Raw genomic sequence first — 26,563 nt, 5'->3', positions numbered from 1 at the left:
CTCGGCCCACCACGATATGAGCAACCTCTCGCTGCGCACCTTTTTCGCGGCCGCGGCGCTTGCCGCATGCCTGCCGCTCGCGACCTCCGCGGCCACAGCAACAGCAACGGCGCCCGCACTGGCGCCGGCCGTTACACCGGTCGCGGCGCCGGGAGTGAATTTGCCTGACTTCACGACGCTCGTCGATAAAGTGGGTCCGTCGGTCGTCAATATTCGTACGACAACGCGCGTGAGCAGCAGCAGCGATCTGCGCGGCTTGCCGCCCGGCATGGACGACGGCGATATGTCGGAGTTTTTCCGTCGTTTCTTCGGTATTCCCATGCCCGGCACGCCCGGTTCGCCGCGCGGCGGCGGTGGAGGCGGCGGGAGTGGTGGTAACGGCGGTAACGGCGGCGACCAGGGCGGCGACAGCGGCAGCGGCCGGGGTAATCGCAGCGCGCCGCAGGACAGCCCGGACAATCAGGACAATTCGGAGCAGAGCAGCGGCGTGGGCTCGGGTTTCATCATGTCGGCGGATGGCTACGTGATGACCAACGCGCACGTGGTCGACGACGCCGACACCATCTACGTCACGCTCACCGACAAACGCGAATTCAAGGCGAAGCTGGTTGGCGTTGACGAGCGCACGGACGTCGCGGTCGTGAAGATCCAGGCGACGAGCCTGCCGGCCATTACCATCGGCGATTCGAACAAGGTACGTGTTGGCGAATGGGTGCTGGCGATCGGTTCGCCGTTCGGACTCGACAACACGGTGACGGCCGGTATCGTCAGCGCGAAGGGGCGTGACACGGGCGACTATCTGCCGTTTATCCAGACCGACGTTGCGGTGAATCCGGGTAATTCGGGTGGTCCGCTGATCAACATGGCCGGCGAAGTGATCGGCATCAACTCGCAGATCTACAGCCGCACGGGCGGCTTCATGGGCATTTCGTTCGCGATTCCCATTGATGAAGCCATGCGCGTCGCCGATCAACTGAAGACGACGGGCAAGGTAACGCGCGGCCGGATCGCGGTGGCGATCGGCGAGGTCACGAAGGAAGTGGCGGATTCGCTTGGGCTTCCGAAGGCGCAGGGTGCGCTGGTGAGCAGCGTTGAAGCGGGCGGGCCGGCCGACAAGGCCGGTATTCAGCCGGGCGACATCATCCTGAAGTACAACGGTCATGATGTGTCCACGGCGACGGATTTGCCGCGCATGGTCGGCGACACGAAGCCGGGCACGAAGGCGACGATCACCGTGTGGCGCAAGGGCGACTCGCGCGATCTGCCGATCACCATCGCGGAAATGCAGCCGGACAAGGTCGCGAAGGCCGAGGCCAAGAAGACACCGCCGCCGAAGGAGCGCGCGAGCAATACGCTCGGGATTGCGGTGAGCGACATTCCGGCTGACCAGAAGAAAGCGCTGAAACTCACCAACGGCGTAATGGTGGACGCGGTGGAGGGTCCGGCGGCGCGTGCCGGTTTCCAGAAGGGCGACATCATCCTGCGAATCGGCGATACGGACATCACGAGCGCGAAGCAATTCGACGCGGTCGCGCAAAACGTCGATCCGAGCAAGATGGTCGCGGTGCTTGTGCGTCGTGGCGACAACACGCAGTTCGTGCCGTTGCGCCCGCGTGCGCCCGTGCAGAAATAATGGCAATGAACGTGCTCAAGCTGTACGGGCGCGCGTGGTGCCACTTGTGTGAAGACTTGCGCGCCGGGCTTGAGCCGATTGCGGCTGAGTTCGGCGTGGCGATCGAGTGGATCGATATCGATACGGATCCGGCACTCGAAGCGTTATACGACGAACTCGTGCCCGTTCTGGTGCTGGATGGCGTGGAGTTATGCCATTACCGGCTTGACGAAACGCGTGTACGTAACGAGCTCCTGGCACGCGCTTAAGTCCCTGAACAATCGGACCTTTCCCGTAAAATCCGCCGTCAGCCCGCCTTTTCGGCTAAAATAGACGAGTTTTTCACCCCATTTTCAAGGCGTGCTCCGCGTTTGTCTGGGCGCGCCTTTTTGCTTGATCGGCACTGAATGAATCATATTCGTAACTTCTCGATCATTGCGCACATCGACCACGGCAAGTCGACGCTCGCCGATCGCATCATCCAACTGTGTGGCGGCCTGTCCGATCGCGAGATGGACGCGCAGGTGCTCGACTCCATGGATCTCGAGCGTGAACGCGGCATCACCATCAAGGCGCAAACCGCGGCGCTCAGCTATAAAGCGCTCGATGGCCAGGTCTACAACCTGAATCTCATCGATACCCCCGGTCACGTCGACTTTTCGTACGAAGTCAGCCGCTCGTTGTCCGCCTGCGAAGGCGCGTTGCTCGTGGTTGACGCCAGCCAGGGCGTGGAAGCGCAGACGGTTGCCAATTGCTACATGGCGATCGAACTGGGCGTGGAAGTCGTGCCGGTGCTGAACAAGATCGACTTGCCCGCGGCCGACCCCGAGAACGCAATTTCGGAAATCGAAGACGTGATCGGTATCGATGCAACCGATGCCACGCGTTGCAGCGCCAAGACGGGCCTCGGCGTGACCGACGTGCTCGAGGCGCTGATCGCAAAAGTGCCGCCGCCAAAGGGCGATCCGGACGCACCGCTGCAGGCGCTGATCATCGACTCGTGGTTCGATAATTACGTCGGCGTGGTCATGCTCGTGCGCATCAAGAATGGCACGCTGCGCCCGAAAGACAAGATCAAGATGATGGCGTCCGGCGCGATTTATCCGGTCGAAAGTCTCGGCGTGTTCGCGCCGAAAGCCACGAATCTCGCGTCGCTGTCGGCGGGGCAGGTGGGCTTCATCATCGCGGGCATCAAGGAATTGCAGGCGGCCAAAGTCGGCGATACGGTCACCACCGTCGCGCGTCCGGCCGAAGCGCCGTTGCCAGGTTTCAAGGAAGTGAAGCCGCAAGTGTTCGCGGGCTTGTATCCGATCGAAGCGAACCAGTACGACGCGCTGCGCGAATCGCTGGAAAAGCTGAAGCTGAATGACTCCTCGCTGCAGTACGAGCCGGAAGTGTCGCAAGCGCTCGGTTTCGGTTTCCGATGCGGCTTTCTCGGTCTCCTGCATATGGAGATCGTCCAGGAACGGCTCGAGCGCGAGTTCGACATGGACCTCATCACCACGGCTCCAACCGTGGTGTACGAAGTCGTGAAGCGCGATGGCACGCTGATCCAGGTCGAGAACCCGGCCAAGATGCCGGAGCCTTCGTATATTGAAGAAGTGCGCGAACCGATCGTGACTGTGAACCTGTACATGCCCCAGGAGTATGTCGGCGCGGTGATCACGCTCTGTACGAACAAGCGCGGCCAGCAGGTCAACATGTTGTATCACGGCCGTCAGGTCCAGCTTACGTACGAAATCCCGATGGCGGAAATCGTGCTGGACTTCTTCGACCGGCTGAAGTCCACGTCGCGCGGTTATGCCTCCATGGACTACGAGTTCAAGGAGTATCGGGCGTCGGATGTGGTGAAGGTCGACATGCTGATCAATGGCGACAAGGTCGACGCGTTGTCAGTGATCGTGCACCGGTCGCAGAGTCAGCATCGCGGGCGCGAAGTGGCGTCCAAGATGCGCGAACTGATTCCGCGGCAGATGTATGACGTGGCAATCCAGGCGACTATCGGCGCGAACATTATCGCGCGCGAGAACATTAAAGCATTGCGTAAGAACGTTCTGGCAAAGTGCTACGGCGGCGATATCTCGCGAAAGAAAAAGCTTCTGGAAAAGCAGAAGGCCGGCAAGAAGCGCATGAAGCAAGTCGGTTCGGTCGAGATTCCGCAAGAAGCTTTCCTCGCGATTCTTCGCGTCGAAGATTAATAAAACAACCGGAAACGATTGATGAATTTTGCGTTGATTCTTTTGGTGCTCGTCGTCGTGACGGGGATTGCGTGGGCATTCGATAAACTGGTGTTCGAGCCGCAACGACGGCGCGCAGCAGATGTAGCGGTAGCAGAATTCGATCAGCAGCAGGCCCGCCTCGAACCCCGTTTCGCCGATGAAAACGCACCGCAAACGCGCGCTCGTCTACGCGATGAAAAGCTCCGCCAGCCATGGTATCTGGAATATTCGGCGAGCTTTTTCCCGGTGATTCTAGTGGTCTTCGTGGTGCGCTCGTTCGTGGTCGAACCGTTCAAGATTCCGTCGGGATCGATGGTGCCGACCCTGCTGGTGGGCGACTTTATTCTCGTTAATAAATTCGAATACGGTTTGCGTTTGCCGATCAGCAACACCAAGCTGACCAGCGGCACGCCGCTCAAGCGCGGTGACGTAGTGGTGTTCCGTTATCCGAAAGACGAATCGGTGGATTACATCAAGCGCGTGATCGGCCTTCCCGGTGACACGGTCGCGTATCAGGACAAGAAGCTCACCATCAATGGCAAGCCGGTTCCTGAAACCTCGCTTCCCGATTTCTTCGACGACGAACGCATTGGTTATGCAAAGCAATTCGAAGAAGATCTCGATGGCCGCAAGAACGCGATCCTGAATAATGCGCAAGTGCCGCCGTTCGTGATTGGCGCCGACGACTTTCCTTATCGCAACAACTGCAACTACAACGCTCAAGGCGTCATTTGCAAAGTACCGCCGGGCAACTATTTCATGATGGGCGACAATCGCGACAACAGCGCGGACAGTCGTTATTGGGGTTTTGTGCCTGACGCGAATATCGTCGGCCGTGCGTTCTTCATCTGGATGAACTTCAGCAGTTTGAAACGCATTGGGTCGTTCCATTGAAGCGTGCTTTCGAGCAATACCCTGAGCAGTAATTTCGTTCGACAACTACGCCGCGTCATCGCGGCGTAGTTGTTATTGCAAGTCACCTTAGAGCCGCCTAGAAACAGCACGAAGAATCGCGGCTAACCGTGTGCTTGCCGTACCATTTTCCTTGCGGTTTTCCGGCCTTTCAGCCGGATTCGCCCCTCCCGGCGCCCGCGTTATACTCTGCCCATGCCCTCAACCCCGTTGGAAAGCCGGCTCCAGTACGAATTTCGCAATGCGGAATTGCTGCGCCAGGCGATGACCCACCGCAGTCACAGTGCCACGCACAATGAACGACTCGAATTTCTCGGGGATTCCGTTCTAAATTGCGTGGTGGCTGCGCTTTTGTTCCAACGATTCGCAAAACTCGACGAAGGCGATCTTTCTCGCGTACGGGCAAATCTCGTCAAGCAGCAGTCGCTTTATGAGATTGCACAGGCGCTGAACGTCTCCGAGGCGTTGCGGCTGGGCGAGGGCGAATTGCGCAGCGGCGGTTTCCGGCGCCCGTCCATCTTGGCCGACACGCTTGAGGCCATCTTCGGCGCAGTGTTCCTTGACGGTGGTTTCGACGCCGCGCATCAGGTCATTAAACGGCTCTATACGCCGATCCTCGACCACATCGATCCACGCACCATCGGTAAAGACGCGAAGACACTGCTGCAGGAATATTTGCAGGGCCACAAGATCGCGTTGCCGACTTATACGGTCGTCGCCACGCACGGCGCAGCGCACAACCAGCAGTTCGAAGTGGAATGCACGGTGCCGAAGCTCGAGGTGAAAGTGTCGGGTTCCGGTGCGAGCCGGCGCGCGGCTGAACAGGCCGCGGCGAAGAAGGCGCTCGATGAACTTGCATCGGCCGCGCCCGCGATGACGGCGAAGCCGAAGCGCAAGGGCGCGCGTGCAGCCAAGCTCGCGGAACAGGAAGTCGTGCCGGGCGTGACGGGCGTGCAGGCGGCGCTCGATCTGCGCACCCCGGACCGGCGCGAGCGTTCACGTGCCAGTAACACCAGCAATAGCGGCAACAGCAATACGCATAACGATCCCGAGCGTCCGGCCACCGCGCCATTCGCCGTGATTCGTGCGTCGCACGTGGAACCGTCGGCGGGTACATTCGCCGGAGCGGAGAAAACGGAGCGGGCCACGATTCATCGGACGGAGAAGTCGGAGAAGTCGGACAGGGCCGCGCCTGAAGTTCAGGCTGGGAAAGGCGAAACGGCCGACAAACAACCCGCCGTGCACGTCGAGCAAGCAGTGGATAACGCTGTGCATAACCCGGTGGAAAAAGGCGCTGCGAAGACGGATAGCGCAGGCGAGAAGGTCGCTCCTAAACATGCCGACAAGCCGGCCGGGAAGAGCGCCGAGGTGTCCGTCCTCGACAAGACCGCATCGCCGGTGCGACAGCGTGAAGACGTACCCGCCGCGCACGCCGCTTCGATCCCGAAGAGCGAAGCAAACGCAGAAGCGCACGCAGAAGTGCACGCAGAAACGCATGCAGAAACGCATGCAGAAACGCATGCAGAAGAAAGCGCCGTACGCGCCGCCGATGCCGGCCATTGATGCGGCCACCGAACCCGCACGCGACCGAACAAGCACACTCCCGACGCCACGCGTCGCAACGAATTCAACGAAGCCGCAGCACACATTTATGAACGCACCCACTTCCCCTGGTTTCCGCTGCGGTATGGTCGCGATCGTCGGTCGGCCGAACGTCGGCAAATCGACTTTGATGAACGCGCTGGTCGGCCAGAAAGTCAGCATTACGTCGCGCAAGGCGCAAACCACGCGTCACCGAATCACCGGCATTCATACGCTGGACGACGCGCAGTACATCTTCGTCGATACCCCAGGCTTCCAGACCAAGCACAGCGGCGCGCTGAACCGTTCGCTGAATCGCGCGGTGACGTCCACGCTGACGTCCGTCGACGCCATTCTGTTCGTGATCGAAGCGGGCCGTTTCGGTCCCGACGACCAGAAAGTGCTCGACCTGATTCCGAACGACACGCCGTGTCTGTTGATCGCGAACAAGCTCGATCACGTCAGCGATAAAGATTCGCTGTTCCCGTTTATGCAGAAAATGAGCGCGCTGCACGACTTCAAGGAAATCGTGCCGATGACGGCGAAGCATCCCGACGACATCGCGCGCCTGATGACGGTCGTGAAGCCGTATTTGCCGGAAGGCTCGCCCATCTACGGCGAAGACGATCTCACCGATCGCAGCGAGCGTTTTCTCGCCGCCGAAATCCTGCGCGAGAAAGTGTTCCGCTGGACCGGCGACGAACTGCCGTACACGAGCACGGTGCTCATCGATAAATGGGAAACGGAAGGGCGCTTGCGCCGCATTTTCGCGACGATCCTGGTCGAACGCGATACCCACAAGGCGATGATCATCGGCCAGAAAGGGGCGAAGCTCAAGCAGATCAGCACCGAAGCGCGGCTCGATATGGAAAAGCTTTTCGACGGCCCCGTGTATCTCGAGACCTTCATCAAGGTGAAGAGCGGTTGGGCGGACAACGAAGCGGGACTGCGCGCCTATGGGTACGAATGACGCGTGGATGACCCAGTCTTCCGACGCAGACTCCGAACCGCTCGCCGACAATAGTTTCAGCACCGACGAGCCTTCAGCGCCTGCGCCTAAAAGGCGCCGGACGGCGTCTGCGTCTGCAAAATCCGCCGCGCCTAAAGAACCCAAAGCCCCCAAACCACCGCGCGCCGCGCCGCGCTCGGATTTTCGTATCGCGGAGCAGCCTTCATTCGTGCTGCACAGCTATCCGTATCGCGAGACCAGTCTCGTGCTCGATGTGTTTTCACGCGATCACGGCCGCGTCGCGCTGGTCGCCAAAGGCGCCAAGCGCCCGCATTCCGCGCTGCGCGGCGTGCTGCAAACCTTCCAGCCGCTGGGGTTGTCGTGGACGGGGAAGGGAGAAGTCCGCACCTTGACGCAGGCCGAATGGGTCGGCGGCATGCTGCCCCTCGCCGGCGACGCGTTGCTCTGCGGCTTCTACGTCAACGAATTGCTCGTCAAGTTTTGCGCCCGTGAAGACGCGCATCCCGCTCTGTTCAATCATTACGTGCTGACCTTATCGCGCCTTGCGCACGGCGAACCGGCGTTGCACGTGTTGCGTTCATTCGAGCGCGTGCTGCTGCGTGAAACCGGCTACGCGATGGCATTAGATAAAACCATTACGCGCCAGCCAGTTCTCGCCGATAAAAGATACGTCTTCGATCCCGAACGCGGTGTGCGCGAAGCATCGGACGAACTGCCCTCGCAATGGCCGGTGATTGCCGGCCAAACGCTGCTGGACATGGAACTCGATGACTACAGCCGCCCGCAGACGGCCGCACAGAGCAAGACGCTGATGCGCTTTCTGCTGAACGTGTATCTTGGCGGCACACCGCTCGCCACCCGTCAAATCCTGATCGACCTCCAAAATCTATGAGCTTCTTTCTCTCGTCGCCCGCGAATGTGATCGATCTGGGCGTGAATATCGATCATGTCGCCACGCTGCGTAACGCGCGCGGCACGAAATACCCCGACCCGATCCGCGCTGCGCTGCAAGCCGAAGAAGCGGGCGCTGACGCGATCACGCTGCATTTGCGCGAAGATCGCCGCCATATTGTGGATGCCGACGTGCACGCGCTGCGTCCGTTGTTGAAAACGCGGATGAACCTCGAATGCGCGGTGACGCAGGAAATGCTCGACATCGCGTGCGGTGTTCGTCCGCACGATGTCTGCCTCGTGCCGGAAAAGCGCCAGGAGTTGACGACTGAAGGCGGACTCGATGTCGCGGGCCAGTTCCAGGCCGTCAAAGCCGCGTGCGAGCAATTGCGTCAGGCGGGCGCGCGGGTGTCGCTGTTCATCGACGCCGATGAAACGCAGATCCGCGCGGCGCACGAAGCCGGCGCGCCGGTGATCGAATTGCATACGGGCTGCTACGCCGAAGCCCACGATGAAACCACCCAGCAGAAGGAATTCGAACGCGTCGCGCGAAGCGTCGATTTCGGCAATTCGCTGGGCTTGAAAGTGAACGCCGGACACGGTCTGCATTACACCAACGTCCAGCCGATCGCGGCGCTGGAAGGTATCGTGGAATTGAATATCGGCCATGCGATCGTCGCGCACGCGATCTTCGCCGGCTGGGACAACGCCGTGCGCGAGATGAAGGCGATCATGGTGGCGTCGCGCCTTGCCGCTACGTCTCGATAATCAGGGCCAACCATGGCGATCTATGGAATCGGTACGGATATCGTTCAGGTAAGCCGCGTTGCGGCGGTCATGGAGCGCACGAAAGGGCGTTTCGCCGAGAAGGTGCTCGGGGCGGACGAACTGCGTATCTATCACGCGCGCAACGCTCGCTCCCAAGTCCGCGGCCTCGCGTTCCTCGCGACGCGTTTCTCGGCGAAAGAAGCATTTTCGAAAGCGATCGGACTCGGCATGCACTGGCCGATGACCTGGCGCGCGCTGCAAACGCTCAACGAGCCGAGCGGCAAGCCGAAGATTGTGGCATCGGGCGAACTCGCCGACTGGATGGCGGTGCGCGGCATTACCGCCCAGGTCACGATCACCGATGAACGCGATTACGCGGTGTCGTTTGTGATCGCGGAAACCGGCACACAGCCAGAAGCTAAAACAGCAACAAAAACCCCCTGACTTTTTCTCTGCCAATTTGAACTCGCTAAAACGCACTCCCGGACCGGTCATGCTCGACGTGGCCGGCACGACCCTCTCCGATGCCGACATTCGCCGTATCGATCATCCGAATACCGGCGGCATCATCCTCTTCGCAAGGCATTTCCAGGATCGTGCGCAACTTGTTGCACTGACCGATGCGATTCGCGAGGTTCGCGAAGACATCCTGATTGCCGTCGATCACGAAGGCGGCCGCGTGCAGCGTTTTCGCACCGATGGCTTCACCGTCCTGCCCGCGCCGGGCAAGCTTGGCGCACTGTGGGACCGTGACGTCTTGCTCGCGACGAAAACCGCGACCGCGTTTGGTTACGTGCTCGCGGCCGAACTCAGGGCATGTGGCATCGACATGAGCTTCACGCCCGTGCTCGATCTCGATTACGGGCACTCGAAAGTCATCGGCGATCGCGCGTTGCACAGCGATCCGCGCGTAGTGACGATGCTCGCCAAAAACCTGAACCACGGTCTCGCGCTCGCCGGCATGGCGAATTGCGGCAAGCATTTTCCGGGGCACGGGTTTGCATCGGCGGATTCGCATGTGGCCATGCCCGTGGACGATCGCTCGCTAGAAGAAATCCTCGCCGCCGATGCGAAACCGTACGACTGGCTGGGGATGTCGCTGGCATCGGTGATCCCGGCGCATGTGATCTACCCGCAAGTCGATGAAAAACCCGCCGGTTTTTCGCGCGTCTGGCTGCAGGAGATCCTGCGCGGCAAGCTCGGTTTCAACGGCGCGATTTTCAGCGATGACCTTTCAATGGAAGCCGCCCGCGCTGGCGGCACGCTGACCGAAGCGGCTACGGCTGCGCTCACGGCGGGCTGCGACATGGTGCTGATCTGCAACCAGCCGGACGAAGCGGGGAAGGTGCTGGATCGACTCACGTTCACGCAGACGAAGGCATCGCAGACGCGCTTGCGGCGGATGCGGCCACGAGGCCGCGCGTGGCATTGGGGCAAGCTGATGGCGCAGGTGGAATATCAGCAGGCGCTGGCGCTGATGAAAAGCGCGCTGGGCTGAAATTGCTTCGCTCAAGTCTGCACAGGTCGTAAAAAAAAGCCGCTGGTTCGCGAGAACGAGCGGCTTGTTTCAATCAACGTCGATTCACCAAGTCGCGCGGGATGCACCGGCCTTCAGGCCGGTGAGGCAGAGCGCTCAAGCGTATTGACTGAGTACTGTACAAATATACAGTGGTATGCTATTGATGTGTCATGGCCGAAATTCGCACGAATACGTTACGCATCGTGCCTTCCCGTGAGGAAGCGACGACCTTGCGCGTGCTGGGCGAACGAGTTTCCCGGCTGTACAACGCGGGCAATTACCTGTGCCGGCAAGCCTTCATTGCAGCAAAGCCGATTCCGAGCTATGCGACGCTGTGCAAGCGGCTGCCCGTGGAGTATGAAGCGGACTACCGCGCACTCCCCTCAGATATCGCACAGGAAGTCATCCAGAAACTGGCGGAAGCCTGGAAGTCTTTCCGGGCGCTACGCCTGGCGCATGCGCCCGGCACGCTCAAGCAAAAGCCCGGGCTGCCTCGGTATCGCAAGAACCGGGACGGCACCCGGCCGTTCAATTACATCCCCATTCAGGGCGAGGAGGAAGTCAATCCAGCTTCATGCGCTGAAGCTTGTTATACAACGTCTTCGGGCTGATCCCGAGCAGCGTCGCCGCGCGATGCCGCGTGCCGCCCACGGCCTCAAGCGTCGCGCGAATCAGCATGTCCTCAACATCGGCGAGCGCCGTGCCCACCGTCACCTGCACGCTGCTACCGTTCAGCCCGCGTCCGCCTGCGCCACCTTGTTCATCGGCGCGCAGCGTTTCGATTACATCGCCGGAAGCGTGATACGCGCGGCGCACCCGCTCGCGCAGTTCGCGCACATTGCCGGGCCATTCGGCTGCGAGGCATTCGCGAATGAAATCCGGGCTCACGCGCTTCGGCGCACCACTCGTGATACCGCTCACGTAATTCTCGCGATTCAGTTCGTAGACGAAATGCTCGGCGAGCAAGGCGATGTCGTCGCCACGATCGCGCAAGGGCGGCAACGCTATCGACGACGCATTCAGGCGCAGGAACAGGTCTTCGCGCAATTTGCCATCGGCGACAGCCTCTTTCACCGGCAGCCGCGTAGCCGCGAGCAGGCGGAAGTCCGTCACGATCTTGTTGCTGCCACCTACGCGCATGAAGGTTTGCGAATCGAGCGCACGCAGCAGCGCTTCTTGCTGCGTGAGCGGCAATGCATCGATCTGGTCGAGGAACAGCGTCCCGCCGCCAGCCTGTTCGAGCAAGCCAGGCTCGCGGTTTTCCGCGCCGGCAAATGCACCGCGCTCGTGGCCGAACATCAGGCTTTCCATCGAGCGATTGCTGGTTTCGTTGGCCGCGGCGCAATCGAAGGAAACGAACGGGCCTTTGCGGCGCCGGCTCATCTCATGCAGCGTGCGGGCCGCGACTTTCTTGCCCGTGCCGCTTTCGCCGCAGATGAGCACGGCGGCTTCTGTTGGCGCGGTATGTTCGATCAGATCGTAGACATGCTGGATCGCCCCGCTACGGCCTAACAAACCGCCGAAATGCCCGAGATCGCGCAGCGTGCTGCGTAGCGCCCGCACTTCCTCCGTCAGCTCGTAGGGGCGCGGAATGCGGGCGAGCAAGCTGCGCAGGCGCGGGATGTTGACCGGCTTCAGCAGGTAATCCCAGATCCCTTGCCGCAAGCCTTCGATAGCGCTCTCCACTGTCGCATTACCCGTCATCACAATCACGGGCAGCGCGCCGCCGGGCGGTTGCGCCGGCAGGTTGTGGAGCAGGTCGAGACCGCTGCCGTCGGGCAGGTTCAGGTCGACCAGCACGACGTCCGGAATGAAGCGCGTGAGAGCAGAGCGCGCTTCGGCGAGCGTCGTCGCGGTATCGACGGAAAAACCGTCGGCCGCGAGGATGGCGGACAAGCCGGAAAGGCTGTTGGGATCGTCTTCGACAATCAAAGCGTGTGGCATGGTGGACACAACGTATTAAATGGTCTGAAATGCGTTCCGTGCCGCTCGCCTGTAACGGCGAGGTTCGGCGGCGGACGCCTCGATGCCGGGCCGCGTCGGCACGGGCTGCTGGCGGGCTGACGTCATGGTGTCAGTTCATCCTCCAGTTGCAAGCCCTCGCCCGACGCTGCGGGGTCTTCGTCCTGCACTTCCTGATGTGCTGTTTTCTGCCTTGGCACGCAGTGCGCCCGATGCAGACGCTCAGCGGGCTATTGCATTGTTAATCCTTGTTATTTTGGCTTCACCTGCAGCTCATTCTTGACCGACTGCACGCCCTCTACGCCACGCGTGACCGACACCGCCTTTTGAATCTGTTCCGGCGAATTCACGAAGCCCGACAACAGCACTTCACTCCGATACGTCGTCACACTCACCGCGAGCGACTTCAGGCCCGGATCTCCCAGCAACGCTGCCTTCACCTTGGCGGTCAATGCGGAGTCGGCCGTGTATTCGCCGGCCGATTCATGCGTAGGCGTCGATGAACATCCGGCAGTGATCGCGATCGCCGGTACAGCACAGGCAACAGCAAGGATGAGGCGGCAGAGAGCGGTTTTCGTAGTGGGCATAGTGGTCTGTTGTTGTTGGAAAATTCCACGCCGTCACAGCGCAGTCACAACTAGCACAGCAGGTTTCATGCCATTGACCTGTTCAAGGCAAATCAAGGTCCTAGGACCGAACATCGCATTCCGTGCAAACGATTGCCCGAAAATTTCGAGATACGAACCGGTAAAGTTTGCCTGAATTGGCAAGAATGTTCAGCAAAAAGAAAAAGCGCCCCGAAGGGCGCTTTTTCTCAATGCGTTGATACGTGAATTCACGCGGGCCGGCCTGACTGCCGGCCGAGCGGCACTTTACGCGCGGCTGCGGTACTCGTTGGTCCGCGTATCGATTTCGATCTTGTCGCCGATGCCGCAGAACAGCGGCACTTGCAGTTCGAAACCCGTGGCCAGCTTGGCGGTCTTCAGGACCTTGCCCGACGACGTGTCGCCCTTCACAGCCGGTTCCGTGTAGATGATCTCGCGGACCAGCGCGGTCGGCAGTTCCACGGAGATGGCTTTCTCGTTGTAGAACACCACTTCGCACGGCATGCCGTCTTCGAGGTAGTGCAATGCGTCGCCCATCATGTCGGCTTCGACTTCGAACTGGTTGTAGTCGGAGTCCATGAACACATACATGGGGTCGGCGAAGTACGAGTACGTCACTTCCTTGCGCTCGAGCTGAACGACGTCGAATTTGTCGTCCGCCTTGTACACCGATTCCATGTTGCCGCTGGAAAGCAGGTTACGGAACTTCATCTTCACGACCGCGGAATTGCGGCCGGATTTGTTGTACTCGGCCTTCTGCACGACCATGGCATCGCTGCCGATCATCACGACGTTGCCGACGCGGAGTTCTTGTGCGGTCTTCATATTAAAAAACTGTCCTGTACGAAAATGTGAGCCTGATCGCTGCAGTTTCGACGGCCGGCTCGTGGCCAGGGATCCTGTTAATCCCCAGCCCGGGCGCCTTGGCCCTTGTGGCCGCTTCACTGGCTATTCTGACTATTCCCAGCGTGCTTATTCCACTGTGGCGCTGTGGAATTCGTCCGGAACTTAATTGTTCTGAACTGTAAGCAGTTGGATAACCGCTTATTTTAACTGAGTTTTCGCGAATTCCGCCAGATTTCCGGCCAGATCGCCGATGCTTGCCAGTTCCGCCGCCCAATCGGCGGCACGCTGTTCCAGCAGAGCGCGGTTTCGCCAGAAATCGTCCCAATCCGGGGCGCCCGCGCCGTTCCACGCATGCCAGAAGCGTTCGAGCGACGCCCGCGCTTCATCCGGCAAGCTGCTCGCGTAGTGCGCGAGCGCGGCGTCGAGTTTCGGCAGATGAGCGTCGTCGCCTTGCGGATAGATTTGCCAGACAAACGGCTTCTGCGCCCATTGCGCCCGCACGAACGAATCCTCGCCACGCACGAAATTCAGATCGGCGGCCCAGAGCAGGGAATCGAAGAGCGGCTGCTCGACAAAACCGAGCGAGTAAGCCTTCAGCGACCCGCTTTGTGCCTTTGCTCCGGCAACGAAGTCCGGCAGGCCGAAAAACCTCGCCAGCGCTCCGGAGATGCGGCCCTCCGGCACGAGCAGCGCGACCGGCGTGTCCCAATCGCGCCATTGTTCGAGCAGTGAATCGATGGCCGGGTTTTCGTACGCGAACATGGAAATCACGGTCGTGCCGGGCGGCGGCGCCGCGATGCCGACACGCGCGCGCCACCAGGCATCGCGCCGGAACGCCTCGCGCTCGGCGTCAAGCGCGCGCTCTTTCAGCACGCCGCCGGTTCCGGGACCCAGGCCAGGAAAGAAGAACGTCTTGTCGAGCGCATAGCGCGGATGCGGTGACGGCCTCAGATGAAAATCCGCGACCCAGTCCTCCGCGCTCAGATATTCGAGATTCAGCCACACGGGCTTCTGCTCGCGGCGCGCCATCGCGCTCACGTACACCGCCGGTAATTCGCAGCCGAACGCCTCGATCACCACATCGGCTATCTGCAGTGTGTCGCCGGCGTGCGACGGCGCGTGCCAGTGCTCGATCGCGACGCCCGCGGCGCTTTGCCGGTCGAGCGCCGGATCGACGGCGGGGCAGAGCGCATGAAAGGCCTTGAGGTCATCGACGAACAGGCGCACTTGCCAGCCGTGCTCGGCCGCGAGTTGGCGCGCGAGCCGCCAGCAGACGCCGATATCGCCGAAGTTATCGATGACCTCGCAGAAAATGTCGCAGGCGATGTTGCCGGCTGGAGCGTCGAAATCGACGCTGGCGTTGCCGGAAGCAGCCGGCGATTGTTCCGATGAAGACGGCATGGGCAATAGGGCGGCGACGAACCGCTAATGAATGGTGGACTACGGTTTGAACTAAACTGGCGTTTTTAAGGATAACGATTCGCGCGGTGCACTGCGTTACGGTTGCGTTACGGGCTTGCATGTTGACGACGCATCACTCGTCCGCCATCCGGTGCATTTCCGGCGTGCCTGCAAACTAATAAAACTTTGTTGAACTTAAGCCGCGCGCTCCCCGCAATCATCCCTGCATGACAGACTCCGACGTTTTCGACCCCAAAAAAAGCCTGGCTCAGTTGCCACACTTGCCGGGCGTGTACCGGTATTACGACGAGCATGGCAACGTGCTGTACGTCGGTAAAGCGCGCGACCTCAGAAAACGCGTGTCGAGCTATTTTACGAAGACGCTGCTTTCGCCGCGCATCGCGATGATGGTCACGCGCATTCGCAAAATCGAAACGACAGTCACGCGGTCCGAAGCCGAAGCGCTGCTGCTCGAGAATAATCTGATCAAGGCGCTCGCGCCGCGCTACAACATCCTCTTTCGCGACGACAAGTCTTATCCGTATCTGAAGCTCACCGGCCACAAGTTTCCGCGCATGGCGTATTACCGTGGCAGCGTCGACAAGAAGAACCAGTACTTCGGCCCGTTCCCGAGCGCGTGGGCCGTGCGCGAAAGCATCCAGATCCTGCAACGCGTATTCCAGTTGCGCACCTGCGAAGATTCCGTCTTCACCAACCGCACGCGGCCTTGCCTGCTGCATCAGATCGGACGCTGTACCGCTCCGTGTGTGGGCTTGATCAACGAAGAGGATTACGCACGCGATGTATCGAACGCATCGCGTTTCCTGCTCGGACGGCAGGGCGAAGTGATGAAGGAACTCGAGCAGAAGATGCACGCGTTCGCCGCCGATCTCAAGTTCGAACAGGCCGCGGCCGTGCGCAATCAAATGAGCTCGCTGTCCACGGTGCTGCATCAGCAGGCGATCGAAGTGGGCGGCGATAACGACGTCGATATCCTCGCGGTCGTCGCGCTCGGTGGCAAGGTCTGCGTGAATCTTGCGATGGTGCGCGGCGGCCGGCATCTCGGCGATAAAGCCTATTTCCCGACGCACGTGGAAGCGGCGCTCGCGATAGAAGATGCGATGCCGGAGGAACTCGCCGACGATGAATTCGTGGAAGGCGTGGCGAATATTGTTATCGAGCAAGTGGAGGCAAGCGCCGATGACATAAGCCTGCCACCTGGCACGCTTGCTTCGCTCGAACAGGATTTCGAGGCCCACGCGACGACTGGCGAGATGCAGGACGAGATCGCCGAGACCGGCGCACTGCCGCCGCTCGACGCGACTGAATCCGAGCGTCAGGGCGCGCTCGAAGCCGAGGTGCTCGAAGCGTTTATCGCGCAGCATTACATCGGCAATCGGGTGCCGCCGGTGTTGGTCGTGAGCCACGCGCCGACGAACCGCGAGCTCGTCGATCTGCTGATCGAGCAGGCGGGGCACAAGGTCGCGGTGCTGCGCCAGCCGCAGGGGCAAAAGCGCGCGTGGCTCTCGATGGCCGAATCCAACGCGAAGCTCGCGCTCGCGCGCCTGTTGTCCGAACAGGGATCGCAACAAGCCCGCACGCGTTCTCTCGCTGATACGTTGCGCCTCGAAATGGACGACCTCGCGCAGTTGCGGATCGAATGTTTCGACATCAGCCACACGATGGGCGAAGCGACGCAGGCGTCGTGCGTGGTGTATCACCATCACAAGATGCAGTCGGCCGAATACCGGCGCTACAACATCACCGGCATCACACCCGGCGACGACTACGCCGCGATGCGCCAGGTCCTCACGCGCCGCTACGAGAAGATGCTGGCCCAGGCCGCCGCGCGAGCCGCCGATGAACCGGTTGAGTCTCAAACCGAGTCTCAAACCGGGTTGCAGTCGCAAGAGCAAGTGGAACCACAAACCGCCACCGAAGCCGATGTTGCTGAACCCGTGCCATCGGGCGGCCGGTTGCCGAATATCGTGTTGATCGATGGCGGCAAGGGCCAGGTCGAAATCGCACGGCAAGTGTTCGCCGAGCTGGGCCTCGATCACGGCATGCTGGTCGGCGTGGCGAAGGGGGAAGGGCGCAAGGTCGGGCTCGAAACCCTGATTTTCGCCGATGACCGCACACCGCTCGAACTCGGCAAAGAGAGCGCGGCGTTGATGCTCGTCGCGCAGATTCGCGACGAAGCGCACCGCTTTGCGATCACCGGCATGCGCGCAAAACGGGCGAAGACGCGGCAGACATCGCGGCTCGAGGAGCTGGAGGGGATTGGCGCGAAACGGCGTCAGAAGCTGCTATCGCGTTTCGGCGGTTTGCGCGGCGTGCAGGCGGCGAGCGTGGAAGATCTTGCGAGCGTCGAAGGTATTTCGCAAGCGCTCGCCGAGCAGATCTACCGGCAGTTGCATTGAGCGCAACGTCCGGCCGTCCGGCCCGTCGGCTTGTGACATATAGGTCGACGCGGCACAATGGCACCTCTCTATAAGAGTCACGCCCATGCCGTTTAATTTTCCGATTTTCCTGACGTGGCTGCGAATTGTGCTGATTCCGCTCGTTGTGGGCGTCTTTTATCTACCGGACGTGATGATGAGCCCGGACCATCGCAACCTGCTTGCAATGGTCATCTTCGTGCTGGCCGCGCTGACCGACTGGTTCGACGGTTACCTCGCACGCAAGCTCAATCAGACATCGGCGTTCGGCGCGTTTCTCGACCCCGTCGCGGACAAGCTCATGGTGACCGCCGCGCTGCTCGTGCTGGTGCAACTGATGCGGCTGAACGCAGTGATTGCGCTGGTTATCGTGGGGCGTGAAATCACTATTTCGGCATTGCGCGAATGGATGGCGCAGATCGGGGCATCGAAGAGCGTGGCCGTGAACTCGCTCGGCAAGTTCAAGACGGTTTGCCAGATGGTCGCCATCCCCATGTTGCTGTTCTACGGGCCGCTGAAGATTGCCGGTACGCCGCTGGTTATCGATACCCGCGTGTGGGGGCTCTGGCTGATCTACGTCGCCGCGTTCCTCACGGTCTGGTCCATGCTCTATTACATGAAGCTCGCCTGGCCGCAGATTCGCGAGCGGGGCGGCATGCTTTGATCGACGGATGAAGGCGGTAAAAAGTGATGGGGCATATACAAAGCCCTTGACACTAAAGTTGGCCTTCTCCATAATCTCGTTTCTGTCGGATGCGCGCAAAACACCGCAGCGTTTGATGAAGTACAAAAGCAGTAAATTGGCAGAAGAAGTCGGCAAGATGCGGGAGTAGCTCAGCTGGTAGAGCGCAACCTTGCCAAGGTTGAGGTCGCGAGTTCGAGCCTCGTCTCCCGCTCCAAGATCAAGAGGTCGTCGGCAATGGTAAGCCGGTGGCTGGCAGCACAGTGTAAGACCATGCGGGAGTAGCTCAGCTGGTAGAGCGCAACCTTGCCAAGGTTGAGGTCGCGAGTTCGAGCCTCGTCTCCCGCTCCAACAAAAAAGGGGAAGCCAAGCTTCCCTTTTTGTTTGGTGGCCCGGCTCAATGTGTTGATGTGGGTCAGTTTTGCCAGACACGGAATGTTTGACGTAGTCCCCGCTTCTGGCGCGATAGCAAAGCGGTTATGCAGCGGCCTGCAAAGCCGTTTAGGCCGGTTCGACTCCGGCTCGCGCCTCCAGAGATTCAAAGAAAAAGCCCTGACTTGTCAGGGCTTTTTCTTTGTCTGCACCATTTCCATATATGGAAATATGCCGCCTAAAGTGGCAAAAAGCCTTCTCTAACCACGCCAAAAAAACGCCAAACCGCTCGCATATCGGCTCATTGGCCGTTTGCGTGAGTTTCGCTCGGTCGGGGAGATGTCCACAAAAAGATTGCGTCCATCTGGGGCGTGGGAATACGTCATCCGGCGCAAAGGCATTCTGCCAAAGCCACTTTCCTTGACGTTCGATACAGAGGAAGAGGGCGACATCTACGTCAGGCGCCTGGAGCAGATGCTCGACGCCGGCATCCTACCCGAGGATCTCGTCGCGCGACGTAGCGACCTAGTCTCGATCGACGATGCGATCCGCTCATACATGACAAAGGTTTCGCTGCCGCCCTCGGATGCATCGTTGCTCAACGCGCTGATCGATCGCTGGAACGGCCAGGTGCTCACGGGTGTCGACTACCAGTGGGCGGAGACGTGGGTGAAGAGCATGAAGCGGAAAGACGTTATCGCGCCGTCTACAATTCGTCACTACGTGGGGGCGCTCGCTCGGTGCTTCGATTGGGTCGTGCAATCCGGCACACTGTCGCTCGCTACAAATCCGCTGCGCCTTCTACCGAAGCGCTATGCACATACACGGACGAAGACTCGGCCGCTGTTCGTGCACACGTTCCCAATCTTGCCGACACAACATGGACTTCGTTGTGCCTGTCCGTTTAGCACCTGTCTTTCCCCCGGTAGCGCTCACGGCGACGTACTCCCAACTGGCAGGGGAGCATCCGGCTACCCACCTTTTGGTTAGAGCCTTTCAGCAGCTTTGGCTCATCAACTGTCACGGGGGTTGTACAACAGTTCACTTACGTTGTGCATGCGGAACTTGCCTCGCCCCTACACCGCACGGTTGCTGATCGACCACACCAACCCGGTAGGGCATGGCGCGTGTACTAAGTTTTTGGGGAAAGCGATCCGATATCTTCGCCCAGCCGTCAATCATCGCGAAAGTCCGAATATCGAGCTTCTGCGCGACTGCCCAAATGGTATGTTCAACCTTGGTTCTAATACTGGTACCAGTGACCACTATATCCGGGCGAAACCGAGCAATAACGCTTCTGAGCGCAACCATTGCAGTTGCATCTTGCAGAGACTGAGATACACACGTTTGGAATTGATCAAGTCCATTGTCGGCCTTTGTCAGGGTGAGCCCATAGCACGTGTGTTTACGGTGAGAAATGTATTTCCCTGTGACCACATAGGGCGCGACATACGAGACCCCAATGACTTGATTCATCACGTTCGCAAAGGCCAGTAATCCGAATGGAACAAGTAGAACTGCACCTATCAAACCTAGTATCCACGATTCGGTGCGTCCGATCGTGCGTTCCGATCTACCCCGCAGCCTATACGAACTACTTATCAGGGCTCTTTGGAGCCTCCACGCGATGAGAAGCCCTGCGGGAATCGCAACAGGTGTAACACTACGCCAATAGTCGCTGCTTACTCGTACCGCTGGGCCATCGAACGACGAGCCCCAAGCTAGAACGGTGCCTATGACAAAGCATACTGAGAATACTGCGTAGGAGCTTCGGTCAGTCGATTCGACCACACGGTGGCGTTCGGTTTCATCGCGCACTTCCAATTAGAAGCGGCGCTTGCGGCGCCGCCATCGTTAATCCATGTCGGCGGGCATGTCTTTCCCCTTGCGCTTGCATCAAGCTTTTTCTTCAGATTTTGTAGGGCACGCGCACGCCGGGTTCATCCGCAGGAAAGTCCTTCGTGTTACGCGAAACCAGCAACAGCGAATTCACCTGGGCTGACGCCCATACAATCGCATTGGGCAGGCGAATCCGCTTTTGCTTGCGAATTTCAACCGCACGATTCGCAATGGCAGTGTCCAGTGCGATCACGTCGAATGATCCAAGCCATGCCCGAATGACCGCCTCGTCCTCTGCCGTTGTGCCGACGAGTACTTCCATCCAGGTAATCGTGCTGATCGCTTTGTACTCGTACCGTGCAAGTTCCTTTTTTGCTGCGCTGACGCCACCGAGATAGTCGATCAGAATGTTGGTGTCGAAGAGAGCCTTTACCATTCCGAGCGCAGTTCCTGCTGGTACTCAAGGCCATCGACTTTTTTGCGCTTCCACAGCCCAAAAACGTCGGCTCCAAGCATCGGCTTGTGCTGCGAGATATACGCCTCGATCGCATCACGGATGACCGCAGCGCGAGGGCGCTGCTCGGCCTCCACCAACACGGCCAACTCTTCAACCTGCGAGTCAGGCAGATCAATCAGGATTCGACTCATTACCGCCTCCATTACATGATATACATATCGTATATCACTGATCATCGCTCTGCAAGAAAAATTGCGATTCACCACGGTTTATCGGCCGCTACCGCCCAGCGCTTTAGGCGTTGCGGGACTCTGGCCCCACGTGAGGCCAATCATGGAAAAACGCGACTCGCTGAAGGACGTTCTGCTCCGCGCTGCCAAGCGCTCGGAGCAGTCCGGCGTGCTCACGGAAAAACGCGACGCACTCGGGGATGTTTTCCTCCGTGCTGCAAAACGCGAGCAGCAGGAGCAGTCGCACGAGCTCGTCCGAAGCGGTGCTCGCACGCAGGACTGGGAATACATCATCCGGCGCAAAGGCATTTTGCCAAAGCCACTTTCCTTGACCTTCGGCACAGAGGAAGAGGGCGACGTCTACGTCAAGCGCCGGGAACAGATGCTCGATGCCGGAATCCTACCCGAGGATCTAGTTGCGCGGCGTAGCGATCTCGTCTCAGTCGACGACGCGATTCGCTCCTACATGGCAAAAGTCTCGCTGCCATCGTCGGATGCGTCGCTGCTGAACGCATTGGTCGATCGATGGAATGGGCAGGCGCTCACAGATGTCGACTATCAGTAGGCGGAGAACTGGGTCAAGAGCATGAAGCGGAAAGACGTTATGGCCCGGTCCACCATTCGCCACTACGCAGGCGCGCTTGCTCGATGTTCCGACTGGGTCGTCCGATCCGGCACGCGCGAGTCAAGAAACAGACTTGCGTGCGGCAAAACTAACCTCGCTAGACACTAGCGAAGTTTTCGTTGGATATCCTAAAAAAGCTGACATGCGCTTTTAGAGCTTTTGCCTGATCCACTAACGAACCGGCAGCGGCCGCCGCTTGTTCGACGAGTGAGGCATTTTGCTGCGTCACCTCGTCCATCTGCGACACCGCCCGGTTGACTTGTTCGATCCCCGTAGCTTGCTCCGCGGAGGCCGAGGCAATTTCAGTCATTAGCGCGGCGACGCCATCGATTGCGCCTGTCACCTGCGCCATCGCCTCGCCAGCCTGAAGGGCCTCGGTCGCTCCCGACGTCACCGACGAACTGGTCGCGACTATCATTTCCTTGATTTCCTTTGCTGCCGAGGCACTCCGCTGTGCGAGCGTTCGTACTTCAGTTGCGACAACTGCGAAACCTCGTCCTTGCTCGCCAGCACGCGCAGCTTCAACCGCCGCGTTCAGGGCAAGAATATTGGCGCGCTTTCGCAGGACCTTCGCGAGCCCCTCCCAGCTGCTGGTCTGCTAGTGAGCCTAAGGAAAGCGACGCGATCGAACGCATGGCCATAGGATCTTCCTCGCGGTCGGCAACACGCCGACCAGATCCATGCGTGAGCAGGAAAGGTCGCGCCCGGACGTGGCGAACACGGTCGATGCAGCGGCTGATTTTTCTGGTCAAAATCCTTTTCTGGTGGGCGACGCCGCCGTTTCGCGCCTTCGCCGAAAAACGGGCGCGATCTGAATGTAATTGCGTCAGCGAGGGTAACCAGAATAACCTTGATAACCAGGATCACCGCTGCTAGACTATTCTAGTGACGGACGCGCCCTGAGGAGATCGAGCATGGAACCGTTTGACGCATCCTATCCGCTCGCCGAATTCAAAAAATTGCTGGGACAGTTCAAACTGCCCGGATTCGAGGTGCCGGCTGTAATCGAAGCGCGCCGCAAGGACGTCGAGGCCTTGATCGCCGCCAATCAGAGGGCCATGAAGGGCATGCAGGCGCTCGCGCAGAAGCAGGCCGAGATGCTGCGCTTAACGCTCACTGAACTCCAGGACCTCGCGAAAAAGCAGGCGGCGGCGGGCGACATCCCGTCGGCGCAGACGGCCGAACTCGTCCAGCAGACGCTGCACCAGGCGATCGCGGATATGCAGCAATTGACGCAAACCGCGTCTAGCACGCAGGCCGATTCGTATGCGGTGATCGCGAATCGGATCGGATCTTTGAGTTCTTCTTTGAGTTCCCTTCTTGAGACGGCGCGCGCTGTGAAGGACCCAGAACAGGCTGCAATCGATTTTCGGGACGAGTTGCTCAAGCTAAAGTGGCGCGACGGAAAACGTGTCGCTGCGCTCCTCGGCATGGCTATCGATGTAGCCAATCCGAACCAGTGCGCTTACAGGCTGCGAAAAAATGGCGTGCTGTTCGGTGTATGGAGCGGGAAAGACCGATGTTACCTGTACCCGGATTTCCAGTTCAATAACGGCACTCTTCGGCCACAGGTAGAAGAACTCCTGAAGGTTCTTCCTGGGGGCGAGGACGACAAAGGTGGATGGCGCAGTGCATTCTGGCTCTATTCTCCTCATGCGTTGCTGAATGGAGAAACTCCAGCCGACGTATTCGCAACCGATCCCCGGCGGGTGATCGACGTAGCCACGCAGGAATTCCGGGAACATCAGGATGCCGGCTGGTGACAGTGACGTTTTAGACAAGGTCGAAGTCTTCGAGGCGGGTCTCGGCACCTATTGGCACGTGTATAACAAGCGTTACTCACCAGTCGCATCCAACCCGGCGTCGGAGGCAAGGCTCGCCTGGCGGGACGGCTCCCACGGAATGTTCTATACCGGCGCCACGCGATCGGCCGCGCTGTGGGAGACCGTCCTTCGGAATGCATCAGTTCGGCGCGACGATGTCTATACCGACCGCGTACACCTCAAGAACATGGTGCTCGTGCGACTCGAACTCGTAGCCATCGCGGACATTCTCGACTTGCGCCCTCCCTACCGGCGCGCGATCGTCACCGCACCTTCCGAACTTGACGAGCAGTGGGACCAGATGCTGAAGGACCCGGTCCACAAGAATACCCACGATTTCACGACACGGGCCATGGCACAACTGGCGGCAGCCGGTCACAAGGATGGCGCTGCATTGAGGTGGTACTCCCGCATGACGGGCAGTCACACGGCAACACTCTTTTTTGAACCGCCAATGAAGCCGGACTGGTGGACCTATAAGACCGAGGAACTCTTCCACCTCGACTCTCCCGAAGGTGAAGAGCAGATCCGGCAGGCCCTTGCCGAACAGGGGTTGCGCTGGCTTGCCGCGCCTGTCTCTGCGGACTTCGTGCCGGTTGATGGCGCGGAGGGGACCGACACCTGACGGCGCCAGGAGGTCGCAGCGGAATTTGCGCGCGGCAGCCATCCTGGGCCGCATAGGCCGCCCGATATCGCGACGGGACGGCGGGTAGACAGATAGCATTCAGGCCATCGTCATCCATGGCGATCGGAACGACGACGAAATCACTATCGGCCGAGCCCGTCTAACATATGACCCGGACGCGACTAGTTCAACCCTAGTTTGGGCTTTTCTTTCGGTGCAAGTGGCCGCGTGCTAAGTAAAAGCATGCGGAAAATGCCCCGAGGGGAGCCGTTTGGGGCCGCCTGACGGCAGGCCGATAACGCAAGCAGAGGTTAAAGAAGACACTGCTGGAGCAATGAGCGCCTGCTTTCCGTGCGTGGTAGGCCATGAGCGGCCGATCGTCCGCTCGAACTCCCTCAGACTTTTCCTCGGACGAGCGGTTTTAGTCCCACTAGAAGTCGTCGAGTTCAGCGGCCAAACCTTGGCTGGCAGCAGACATTGCGGGCTCATCGTCATCGCTTGGCGTAAGTCAACCGGCCGCACCGGTTACTCAACAACCTCGGAGCGGTGTCCATATTGGACTGGAAATAGACCGCTTTTGACCTTTGACGGCGCCTAGACTGTTAGGAGCTCACGGAGGTGCCATCATGGACATCAAACTCTTCAGCGATGTGATCGACGCTCTCGCGAAAGCAGGCGACATCTTAAAAGCGGTCGTCGGTTACCCCAAAGGACAGCGCGATAAAATTCAGGAGACGCTGAATGAGACTTATCGGCTCCTGGACACCACTCTCAGCATGGTCATCATTCGACTGGGCGACATCCGACTGAAGGACGAAGACGAGCTTTTGAAAGAGGCCGCGTGCTTGGGCAATTACGAGGCGTGGATGAACGCCGAACGGGAGTTCCGCTTGTGCGCCAGCCTGCGCAAAGCAATACGGGAGATGGAAACTGTCATAGGTGATTTCTCCGGCAGAGTGAGTACCAAGGATTGGGAATCCCTGCTCGGCCAGATGCGCGCCATCCTCAAAAGCGAATACGAAGTCGCACAATTCATCGCCGAGCAATTCAGTACGCTCGCGAATGATGCCAGTCGTGCTGAACGCACAGGAGATGCCAAGGCTATCGACGACGCGCTGCGCGAATTTCGCGAGTCGCTGATTGCCGAGCGGGAGACACTTATCAAGCAAGAACTCAAACTTCGAGAGGCAATATAGCGATCAGGCTGGCGGCCCGGGAAACCTGCCCGCTTTTGATGCCACACTCTGACTCATCCTTCCTCGCACGCCATCTGGCTGACTTGGGTCGACAAGACTCATTCAATCTATCCGAAGCGATCGTTCGTGGCGGTTCACGCTTGCGACCGCAAACGGCTGATGACCGATAATTCACGGTCGAAGCGTTTAAAGAAACGAGGCACGCACGACAGAGGCACGCACGACAATGCGTTGCCCCCGCGACGCTTACAGATAAGCGTCCAGCGCATTGGCCGCCACGAAGATGCCGATCGTCTGCTTCACATGCGAGCGGATGTCGCCGCGGACATCATCAAGATTTTCACCCATCAAGGCTCTCATGAGCATCGGCGAGATGATCGCATCGAGGAGCTGAGTCGCGAGCGTGCGCGAATGCCGCTTGGCTTGCGCGCGCGCTTGGGGCTCGAGGGTGCGCCCGGAGTGTTCGGCGATCATCGTCGCCACCGCTTCTATTGCGCGCGACCTGCCGGCGTCGCTCGTCAGTTTCGCCAGCAATGGAAACCGCGGCGCATCCGCGACCACCATTCTGATCAGTCCAATCACCTCGTCGCTGAGCAATCGCGTGGCGAGCGTCTGTGTCACCGATACCAGCCGTTGCGCAAGCGCCGCTGATTGCGGCGCTTCAAACACGAGACGCAGGCTGCGTTCGCAGTTTCGTTTGACCACTTCTGAAAATAGCGCTTCCTTGCCGCTGTACCTGCTGTAGAGCGTCGCCTTGCCGGCGCCCGCCGCCTCGGCGATGCGTTCGAGCGACGCCCCGCCAAAGCCGTCTTGAAGGAACATGGCCGTGGCGGCATCGAGAATCCGCTCTTCGACGTCTCCCGCCATCGCGTTCGACGGCCGGCCTTTCTTGCGTGAAAACATCGACCTGATCGGGCAGGACGCCGTCTCTGCATCAATACTTTTCGGGGTACGTCTCACAACTGCTCCTTGCACGAAATCTCGAGGTCG

General features: G+C 59.7%; 26 protein-coding genes, 3 tRNA genes and 2 pseudogenes. 22 read left to right on the top strand and 9 right to left on the bottom strand.

Annotated elements, in window-relative coordinates; translation table 11 throughout:
- Window positions 1-16: 16 nt before the first annotated feature.
- From M0D69_RS07420 to M0D69_RS07370, 11 genes are all read left to right on the top strand, one after another.
- Entirely contained in the window at window positions 17-1,633 is a 1,617-nt protein-coding gene (locus M0D69_RS07420) for a DegQ family serine endoprotease (protein ID WP_301781412.1), read from the top strand.
- Entirely contained in the window at window positions 1,633-1,881 is a 249-nt protein-coding gene (locus M0D69_RS07415; RefSeq protein WP_301781411.1) for a glutaredoxin family protein, read from the top strand. The genes M0D69_RS07420 and M0D69_RS07415 overlap by 1 nt, the downstream gene beginning before the upstream one ends.
- A gap of 138 nt (window positions 1,882-2,019) precedes the next feature.
- The gene (gene lepA, locus M0D69_RS07410; protein WP_301781410.1) at window positions 2,020-3,810 is read left to right on the top strand and encodes a translation elongation factor 4; all 1,791 of its coding nucleotides are present in this window, start codon (window positions 2,020-2,022) and stop codon (window positions 3,808-3,810) included.
- 21 nt (window positions 3,811-3,831) lie between these two features.
- A complete protein-coding gene (gene lepB / locus M0D69_RS07405) occupies window positions 3,832-4,725 on the top strand; it encodes a signal peptidase I (protein ID WP_301781409.1) in 894 nt (297 codons plus the stop codon).
- 213 nt (window positions 4,726-4,938) lie between these two features.
- Window positions 4,939-6,306 carry a ribonuclease III gene (rnc, locus tag M0D69_RS07400; protein ID WP_301781408.1) on the top strand — a complete coding sequence of 456 codons (1,368 nt, stop codon included), beginning with the start codon at window positions 4,939-4,941 and terminating at the stop codon, window positions 6,304-6,306.
- Between the two features lie 88 nt (window positions 6,307-6,394).
- Window positions 6,395-7,294, top strand: a complete 900-nt coding sequence (era, locus tag M0D69_RS07395; RefSeq protein ID WP_301781407.1) for a GTPase Era — start codon at window positions 6,395-6,397, stop codon at window positions 7,292-7,294.
- Window positions 7,281-8,186 carry a DNA repair protein RecO gene (recO, locus tag M0D69_RS07390; protein ID WP_301781406.1) on the top strand — a complete coding sequence of 302 codons (906 nt, stop codon included), beginning with the start codon at window positions 7,281-7,283 and terminating at the stop codon, window positions 8,184-8,186. The genes era and recO overlap by 14 nt, the downstream gene beginning before the upstream one ends.
- On the top strand, window positions 8,183-8,953 hold the full coding sequence (gene pdxJ, locus M0D69_RS07385) for a pyridoxine 5'-phosphate synthase (protein WP_301781405.1): 771 nt from the start codon (window positions 8,183-8,185) through the stop codon (window positions 8,951-8,953). The genes recO and pdxJ overlap by 4 nt, the downstream gene beginning before the upstream one ends.
- A gap of 12 nt (window positions 8,954-8,965) precedes the next feature.
- Window positions 8,966-9,397, top strand: a complete 432-nt coding sequence (acpS, locus tag M0D69_RS07380; protein ID WP_301781404.1) for a holo-ACP synthase — start codon at window positions 8,966-8,968, stop codon at window positions 9,395-9,397.
- A 49-nt stretch (window positions 9,398-9,446) separates the two neighbouring features.
- Window positions 9,447-10,451: a beta-N-acetylhexosaminidase gene (gene nagZ, locus M0D69_RS07375; RefSeq protein WP_301781403.1), complete on the top strand. Its 1,005-nt coding sequence runs from the start codon at window positions 9,447-9,449 to the stop codon at window positions 10,449-10,451.
- A gap of 191 nt (window positions 10,452-10,642) precedes the next feature.
- Window positions 10,643-11,083: a hypothetical protein gene (locus M0D69_RS07370; protein WP_301781402.1), complete on the top strand. Its 441-nt coding sequence runs from the start codon at window positions 10,643-10,645 to the stop codon at window positions 11,081-11,083.
- On the opposite strand, the gene M0D69_RS07365 is transcribed toward M0D69_RS07370, so the two are convergent.
- The 4 genes from M0D69_RS07365 to earP form a co-directional block, all read right to left on the bottom strand.
- Entirely contained in the window at window positions 11,034-12,416 is a 1,383-nt protein-coding gene (locus M0D69_RS07365) for a sigma-54 dependent transcriptional regulator (protein WP_301781401.1), read from the bottom strand. The two genes, M0D69_RS07370 and M0D69_RS07365, sit on opposite strands and share 50 nt — an antisense overlap.
- A 269-nt stretch (window positions 12,417-12,685) precedes the next feature.
- Window positions 12,686-13,021, bottom strand: coding sequence for a BON domain-containing protein (locus M0D69_RS07360; protein ID WP_301781400.1), 336 nt, complete (start codon window positions 13,019-13,021; stop codon window positions 12,686-12,688).
- 285 nt (window positions 13,022-13,306) lie between these two features.
- Entirely contained in the window at window positions 13,307-13,864 is a 558-nt protein-coding gene (gene efp, locus M0D69_RS07355; protein WP_047844746.1) for an elongation factor P, read from the bottom strand.
- Window positions 13,865-14,083: 219 nt separating this feature from the next.
- Entirely contained in the window at window positions 14,084-15,286 is a 1,203-nt protein-coding gene (gene earP, locus M0D69_RS07350) for an elongation factor P maturation arginine rhamnosyltransferase EarP (RefSeq protein ID WP_301781399.1), read from the bottom strand.
- A gap of 227 nt (window positions 15,287-15,513) precedes the next feature.
- Between earP and uvrC the strand changes: the two genes are divergently transcribed.
- The 6 genes from uvrC (at window position 15,514) to M0D69_RS07320 (ending at window position 19,768) form a co-directional block, all read left to right on the top strand.
- Window positions 15,514-17,706, top strand: a complete 2,193-nt coding sequence (gene uvrC / locus M0D69_RS07345) for an excinuclease ABC subunit UvrC (RefSeq protein ID WP_301781398.1) — start codon at window positions 15,514-15,516, stop codon at window positions 17,704-17,706.
- An 85-nt stretch (window positions 17,707-17,791) separates the two neighbouring features.
- Entirely contained in the window at window positions 17,792-18,388 is a 597-nt protein-coding gene (gene pgsA, locus M0D69_RS07340; protein WP_031363425.1) for a CDP-diacylglycerol--glycerol-3-phosphate 3-phosphatidyltransferase, read from the top strand.
- A 159-nt stretch (window positions 18,389-18,547) separates the two neighbouring features.
- A tRNA-Gly gene (locus tag M0D69_RS07335) sits at window positions 18,548-18,623 on the top strand.
- A 58-nt stretch (window positions 18,624-18,681) separates the two neighbouring features.
- Window positions 18,682-18,757 (top strand) — tRNA-Gly (locus M0D69_RS07330).
- 108 nt (window positions 18,758-18,865) lie between these two features.
- Window positions 18,866-18,939, top strand: a tRNA-Cys gene (locus M0D69_RS07325).
- Between the two features lie 178 nt (window positions 18,940-19,117).
- The gene (locus tag M0D69_RS07320; protein WP_301781397.1) at window positions 19,118-19,768 is read left to right on the top strand and encodes a hypothetical protein; all 651 of its coding nucleotides are present in this window, start codon (window positions 19,118-19,120) and stop codon (window positions 19,766-19,768) included.
- Window positions 19,769-19,819: 51 nt separating this feature from the next.
- Here M0D69_RS07320 and M0D69_RS07315 read toward each other — a convergent pair whose 3' ends face one another.
- From M0D69_RS07315 to M0D69_RS07305, 3 genes are all read right to left on the bottom strand, one after another.
- Entirely contained in the window at window positions 19,820-20,254 is a 435-nt protein-coding gene (locus M0D69_RS07315; protein ID WP_301781396.1) for a hypothetical protein, read from the bottom strand.
- A 433-nt stretch (window positions 20,255-20,687) separates the two neighbouring features.
- Window positions 20,688-21,053, bottom strand: coding sequence for a type II toxin-antitoxin system VapC family toxin (locus M0D69_RS07310; protein ID WP_301781395.1), 366 nt, complete (start codon window positions 21,051-21,053; stop codon window positions 20,688-20,690).
- The gene (locus tag M0D69_RS07305; RefSeq protein WP_301781394.1) at window positions 21,047-21,265 is read right to left on the bottom strand and encodes a ribbon-helix-helix protein, CopG family; all 219 of its coding nucleotides are present in this window, start codon (window positions 21,263-21,265) and stop codon (window positions 21,047-21,049) included. Before M0D69_RS07305 ends, M0D69_RS07310 begins: the two co-directional genes overlap by 7 nt.
- A 142-nt stretch (window positions 21,266-21,407) precedes the next feature.
- Here M0D69_RS07305 and M0D69_RS07300 point away from each other — a divergent pair, with 142 nt between their 5' ends.
- Window positions 21,408-21,869 carry a hypothetical protein gene (locus M0D69_RS07300; protein WP_301781393.1) on the top strand — a complete coding sequence of 154 codons (462 nt, stop codon included), beginning with the start codon at window positions 21,408-21,410 and terminating at the stop codon, window positions 21,867-21,869.
- 157 nt (window positions 21,870-22,026) lie between these two features.
- On the opposite strand, the pseudogene M0D69_RS07295 reads toward M0D69_RS07300, so the two are convergent.
- Window positions 22,027-22,479, bottom strand: a pseudogene (locus tag M0D69_RS07295) (methyl-accepting chemotaxis protein); the annotation flags it as partial.
- A gap of 130 nt (window positions 22,480-22,609) precedes the next feature.
- On the opposite strand from M0D69_RS07295, the gene M0D69_RS07290 reads away from it, so the two are divergent.
- From M0D69_RS07290 to M0D69_RS07275, 4 genes and pseudogenes are all read left to right on the top strand, one after another.
- Entirely contained in the window at window positions 22,610-22,744 is a 135-nt protein-coding gene (locus M0D69_RS07290; protein ID WP_301781392.1) for a hypothetical protein, read from the top strand.
- Window positions 22,745-22,843: 99 nt separating this feature from the next.
- A pseudogene (gene phaP, locus M0D69_RS07285) lies at window positions 22,844-23,218 on the top strand (TIGR01841 family phasin); the annotation flags it as partial.
- Window positions 23,219-23,678: 460 nt separating this feature from the next.
- On the top strand, window positions 23,679-24,377 hold the full coding sequence (locus tag M0D69_RS07280; RefSeq protein ID WP_301781391.1) for an RES domain-containing protein: 699 nt from the start codon (window positions 23,679-23,681) through the stop codon (window positions 24,375-24,377).
- A gap of 626 nt (window positions 24,378-25,003) precedes the next feature.
- Window positions 25,004-25,573 (top strand): hypothetical protein, encoded by a 570-nt coding sequence (locus M0D69_RS07275; protein WP_301781390.1) that lies wholly within the window; start codon window positions 25,004-25,006, stop codon window positions 25,571-25,573.
- A 246-nt stretch (window positions 25,574-25,819) separates the two neighbouring features.
- Here M0D69_RS07275 and M0D69_RS07270 read toward each other — a convergent pair whose 3' ends face one another.
- Window positions 25,820-26,476 carry a TetR/AcrR family transcriptional regulator gene (locus M0D69_RS07270; protein ID WP_301781389.1) on the bottom strand — a complete coding sequence of 219 codons (657 nt, stop codon included), beginning with the start codon at window positions 26,474-26,476 and terminating at the stop codon, window positions 25,820-25,822.
- Window positions 26,477-26,563 lie beyond the last annotated feature (87 nt).

This window comes from Caballeronia sp. SEWSISQ10-4 2, from assembly GCF_030464885.1.
GTDB lineage: Bacteria > Pseudomonadota > Gammaproteobacteria > Burkholderiales > Burkholderiaceae > Caballeronia.
This window is presented reverse-complemented; position numbering and strand designations above follow the sequence as displayed.

Excerpts from the sequence above, each read along its gene's own strand:
- M0D69_RS07420 (WP_301781412.1), top strand. The coding sequence starts at position 17 with ATGAGCAACCTCTCGCTGCGCACCTTTTTCGCGGCCGCGGCGCTTGCC.
- M0D69_RS07415 (WP_301781411.1), top strand. The coding sequence starts at position 1,633 with ATGGCAATGAACGTGCTCAAGCTGTACGGGCGCGCGTGGTGCCACTTG.
- lepA (WP_301781410.1), top strand. The coding sequence starts at position 2,020 with ATGAATCATATTCGTAACTTCTCGATCATTGCGCACATCGACCACGGC.
- lepB (WP_301781409.1), top strand. The coding sequence starts at position 3,832 with ATGAATTTTGCGTTGATTCTTTTGGTGCTCGTCGTCGTGACGGGGATT.
- rnc (WP_301781408.1), top strand. The coding sequence starts at position 4,939 with ATGCCCTCAACCCCGTTGGAAAGCCGGCTCCAGTACGAATTTCGCAAT.
- era (WP_301781407.1), top strand. The coding sequence starts at position 6,395 with ATGAACGCACCCACTTCCCCTGGTTTCCGCTGCGGTATGGTCGCGATC.
- recO (WP_301781406.1), top strand. The coding sequence starts at position 7,281 with ATGGGTACGAATGACGCGTGGATGACCCAGTCTTCCGACGCAGACTCC.
- pdxJ (WP_301781405.1), top strand. The coding sequence starts at position 8,183 with ATGAGCTTCTTTCTCTCGTCGCCCGCGAATGTGATCGATCTGGGCGTG.
- acpS (WP_301781404.1), top strand. The coding sequence starts at position 8,966 with ATGGCGATCTATGGAATCGGTACGGATATCGTTCAGGTAAGCCGCGTT.
- nagZ (WP_301781403.1), top strand. The coding sequence starts at position 9,447 with ATGCTCGACGTGGCCGGCACGACCCTCTCCGATGCCGACATTCGCCGT.
- M0D69_RS07370 (WP_301781402.1), top strand. The coding sequence starts at position 10,643 with ATGGCCGAAATTCGCACGAATACGTTACGCATCGTGCCTTCCCGTGAG.
- M0D69_RS07365 (WP_301781401.1), bottom strand. The coding sequence starts at position 12,416 with ATGCCACACGCTTTGATTGTCGAAGACGATCCCAACAGCCTTTCCGGC.
- M0D69_RS07360 (WP_301781400.1), bottom strand. The coding sequence starts at position 13,021 with ATGCCCACTACGAAAACCGCTCTCTGCCGCCTCATCCTTGCTGTTGCC.
- efp (WP_047844746.1), bottom strand. The coding sequence starts at position 13,864 with ATGAAGACCGCACAAGAACTCCGCGTCGGCAACGTCGTGATGATCGGC.
- earP (WP_301781399.1), bottom strand. The coding sequence starts at position 15,286 with ATGCCGTCTTCATCGGAACAATCGCCGGCTGCTTCCGGCAACGCCAGC.
- uvrC (WP_301781398.1), top strand. The coding sequence starts at position 15,514 with ATGACAGACTCCGACGTTTTCGACCCCAAAAAAAGCCTGGCTCAGTTG.
- pgsA (WP_031363425.1), top strand. The coding sequence starts at position 17,792 with ATGCCGTTTAATTTTCCGATTTTCCTGACGTGGCTGCGAATTGTGCTG.
- M0D69_RS07320 (WP_301781397.1), top strand. The coding sequence starts at position 19,118 with ATGTCCACAAAAAGATTGCGTCCATCTGGGGCGTGGGAATACGTCATC.
- M0D69_RS07315 (WP_301781396.1), bottom strand. The coding sequence starts at position 20,254 with ATGAATCAAGTCATTGGGGTCTCGTATGTCGCGCCCTATGTGGTCACA.
- M0D69_RS07310 (WP_301781395.1), bottom strand. The coding sequence starts at position 21,053 with ATGGTAAAGGCTCTCTTCGACACCAACATTCTGATCGACTATCTCGGT.
- M0D69_RS07305 (WP_301781394.1), bottom strand. The coding sequence starts at position 21,265 with ATGAGTCGAATCCTGATTGATCTGCCTGACTCGCAGGTTGAAGAGTTG.
- M0D69_RS07300 (WP_301781393.1), top strand. The coding sequence starts at position 21,408 with ATGGAAAAACGCGACTCGCTGAAGGACGTTCTGCTCCGCGCTGCCAAG.
- M0D69_RS07290 (WP_301781392.1), top strand. The coding sequence starts at position 22,610 with ATGCGTGAGCAGGAAAGGTCGCGCCCGGACGTGGCGAACACGGTCGAT.
- M0D69_RS07280 (WP_301781391.1), top strand. The coding sequence starts at position 23,679 with ATGCCGGCTGGTGACAGTGACGTTTTAGACAAGGTCGAAGTCTTCGAG.
- M0D69_RS07275 (WP_301781390.1), top strand. The coding sequence starts at position 25,004 with ATGGACATCAAACTCTTCAGCGATGTGATCGACGCTCTCGCGAAAGCA.
- M0D69_RS07270 (WP_301781389.1), bottom strand. The coding sequence starts at position 26,476 with ATGTTTTCACGCAAGAAAGGCCGGCCGTCGAACGCGATGGCGGGAGAC.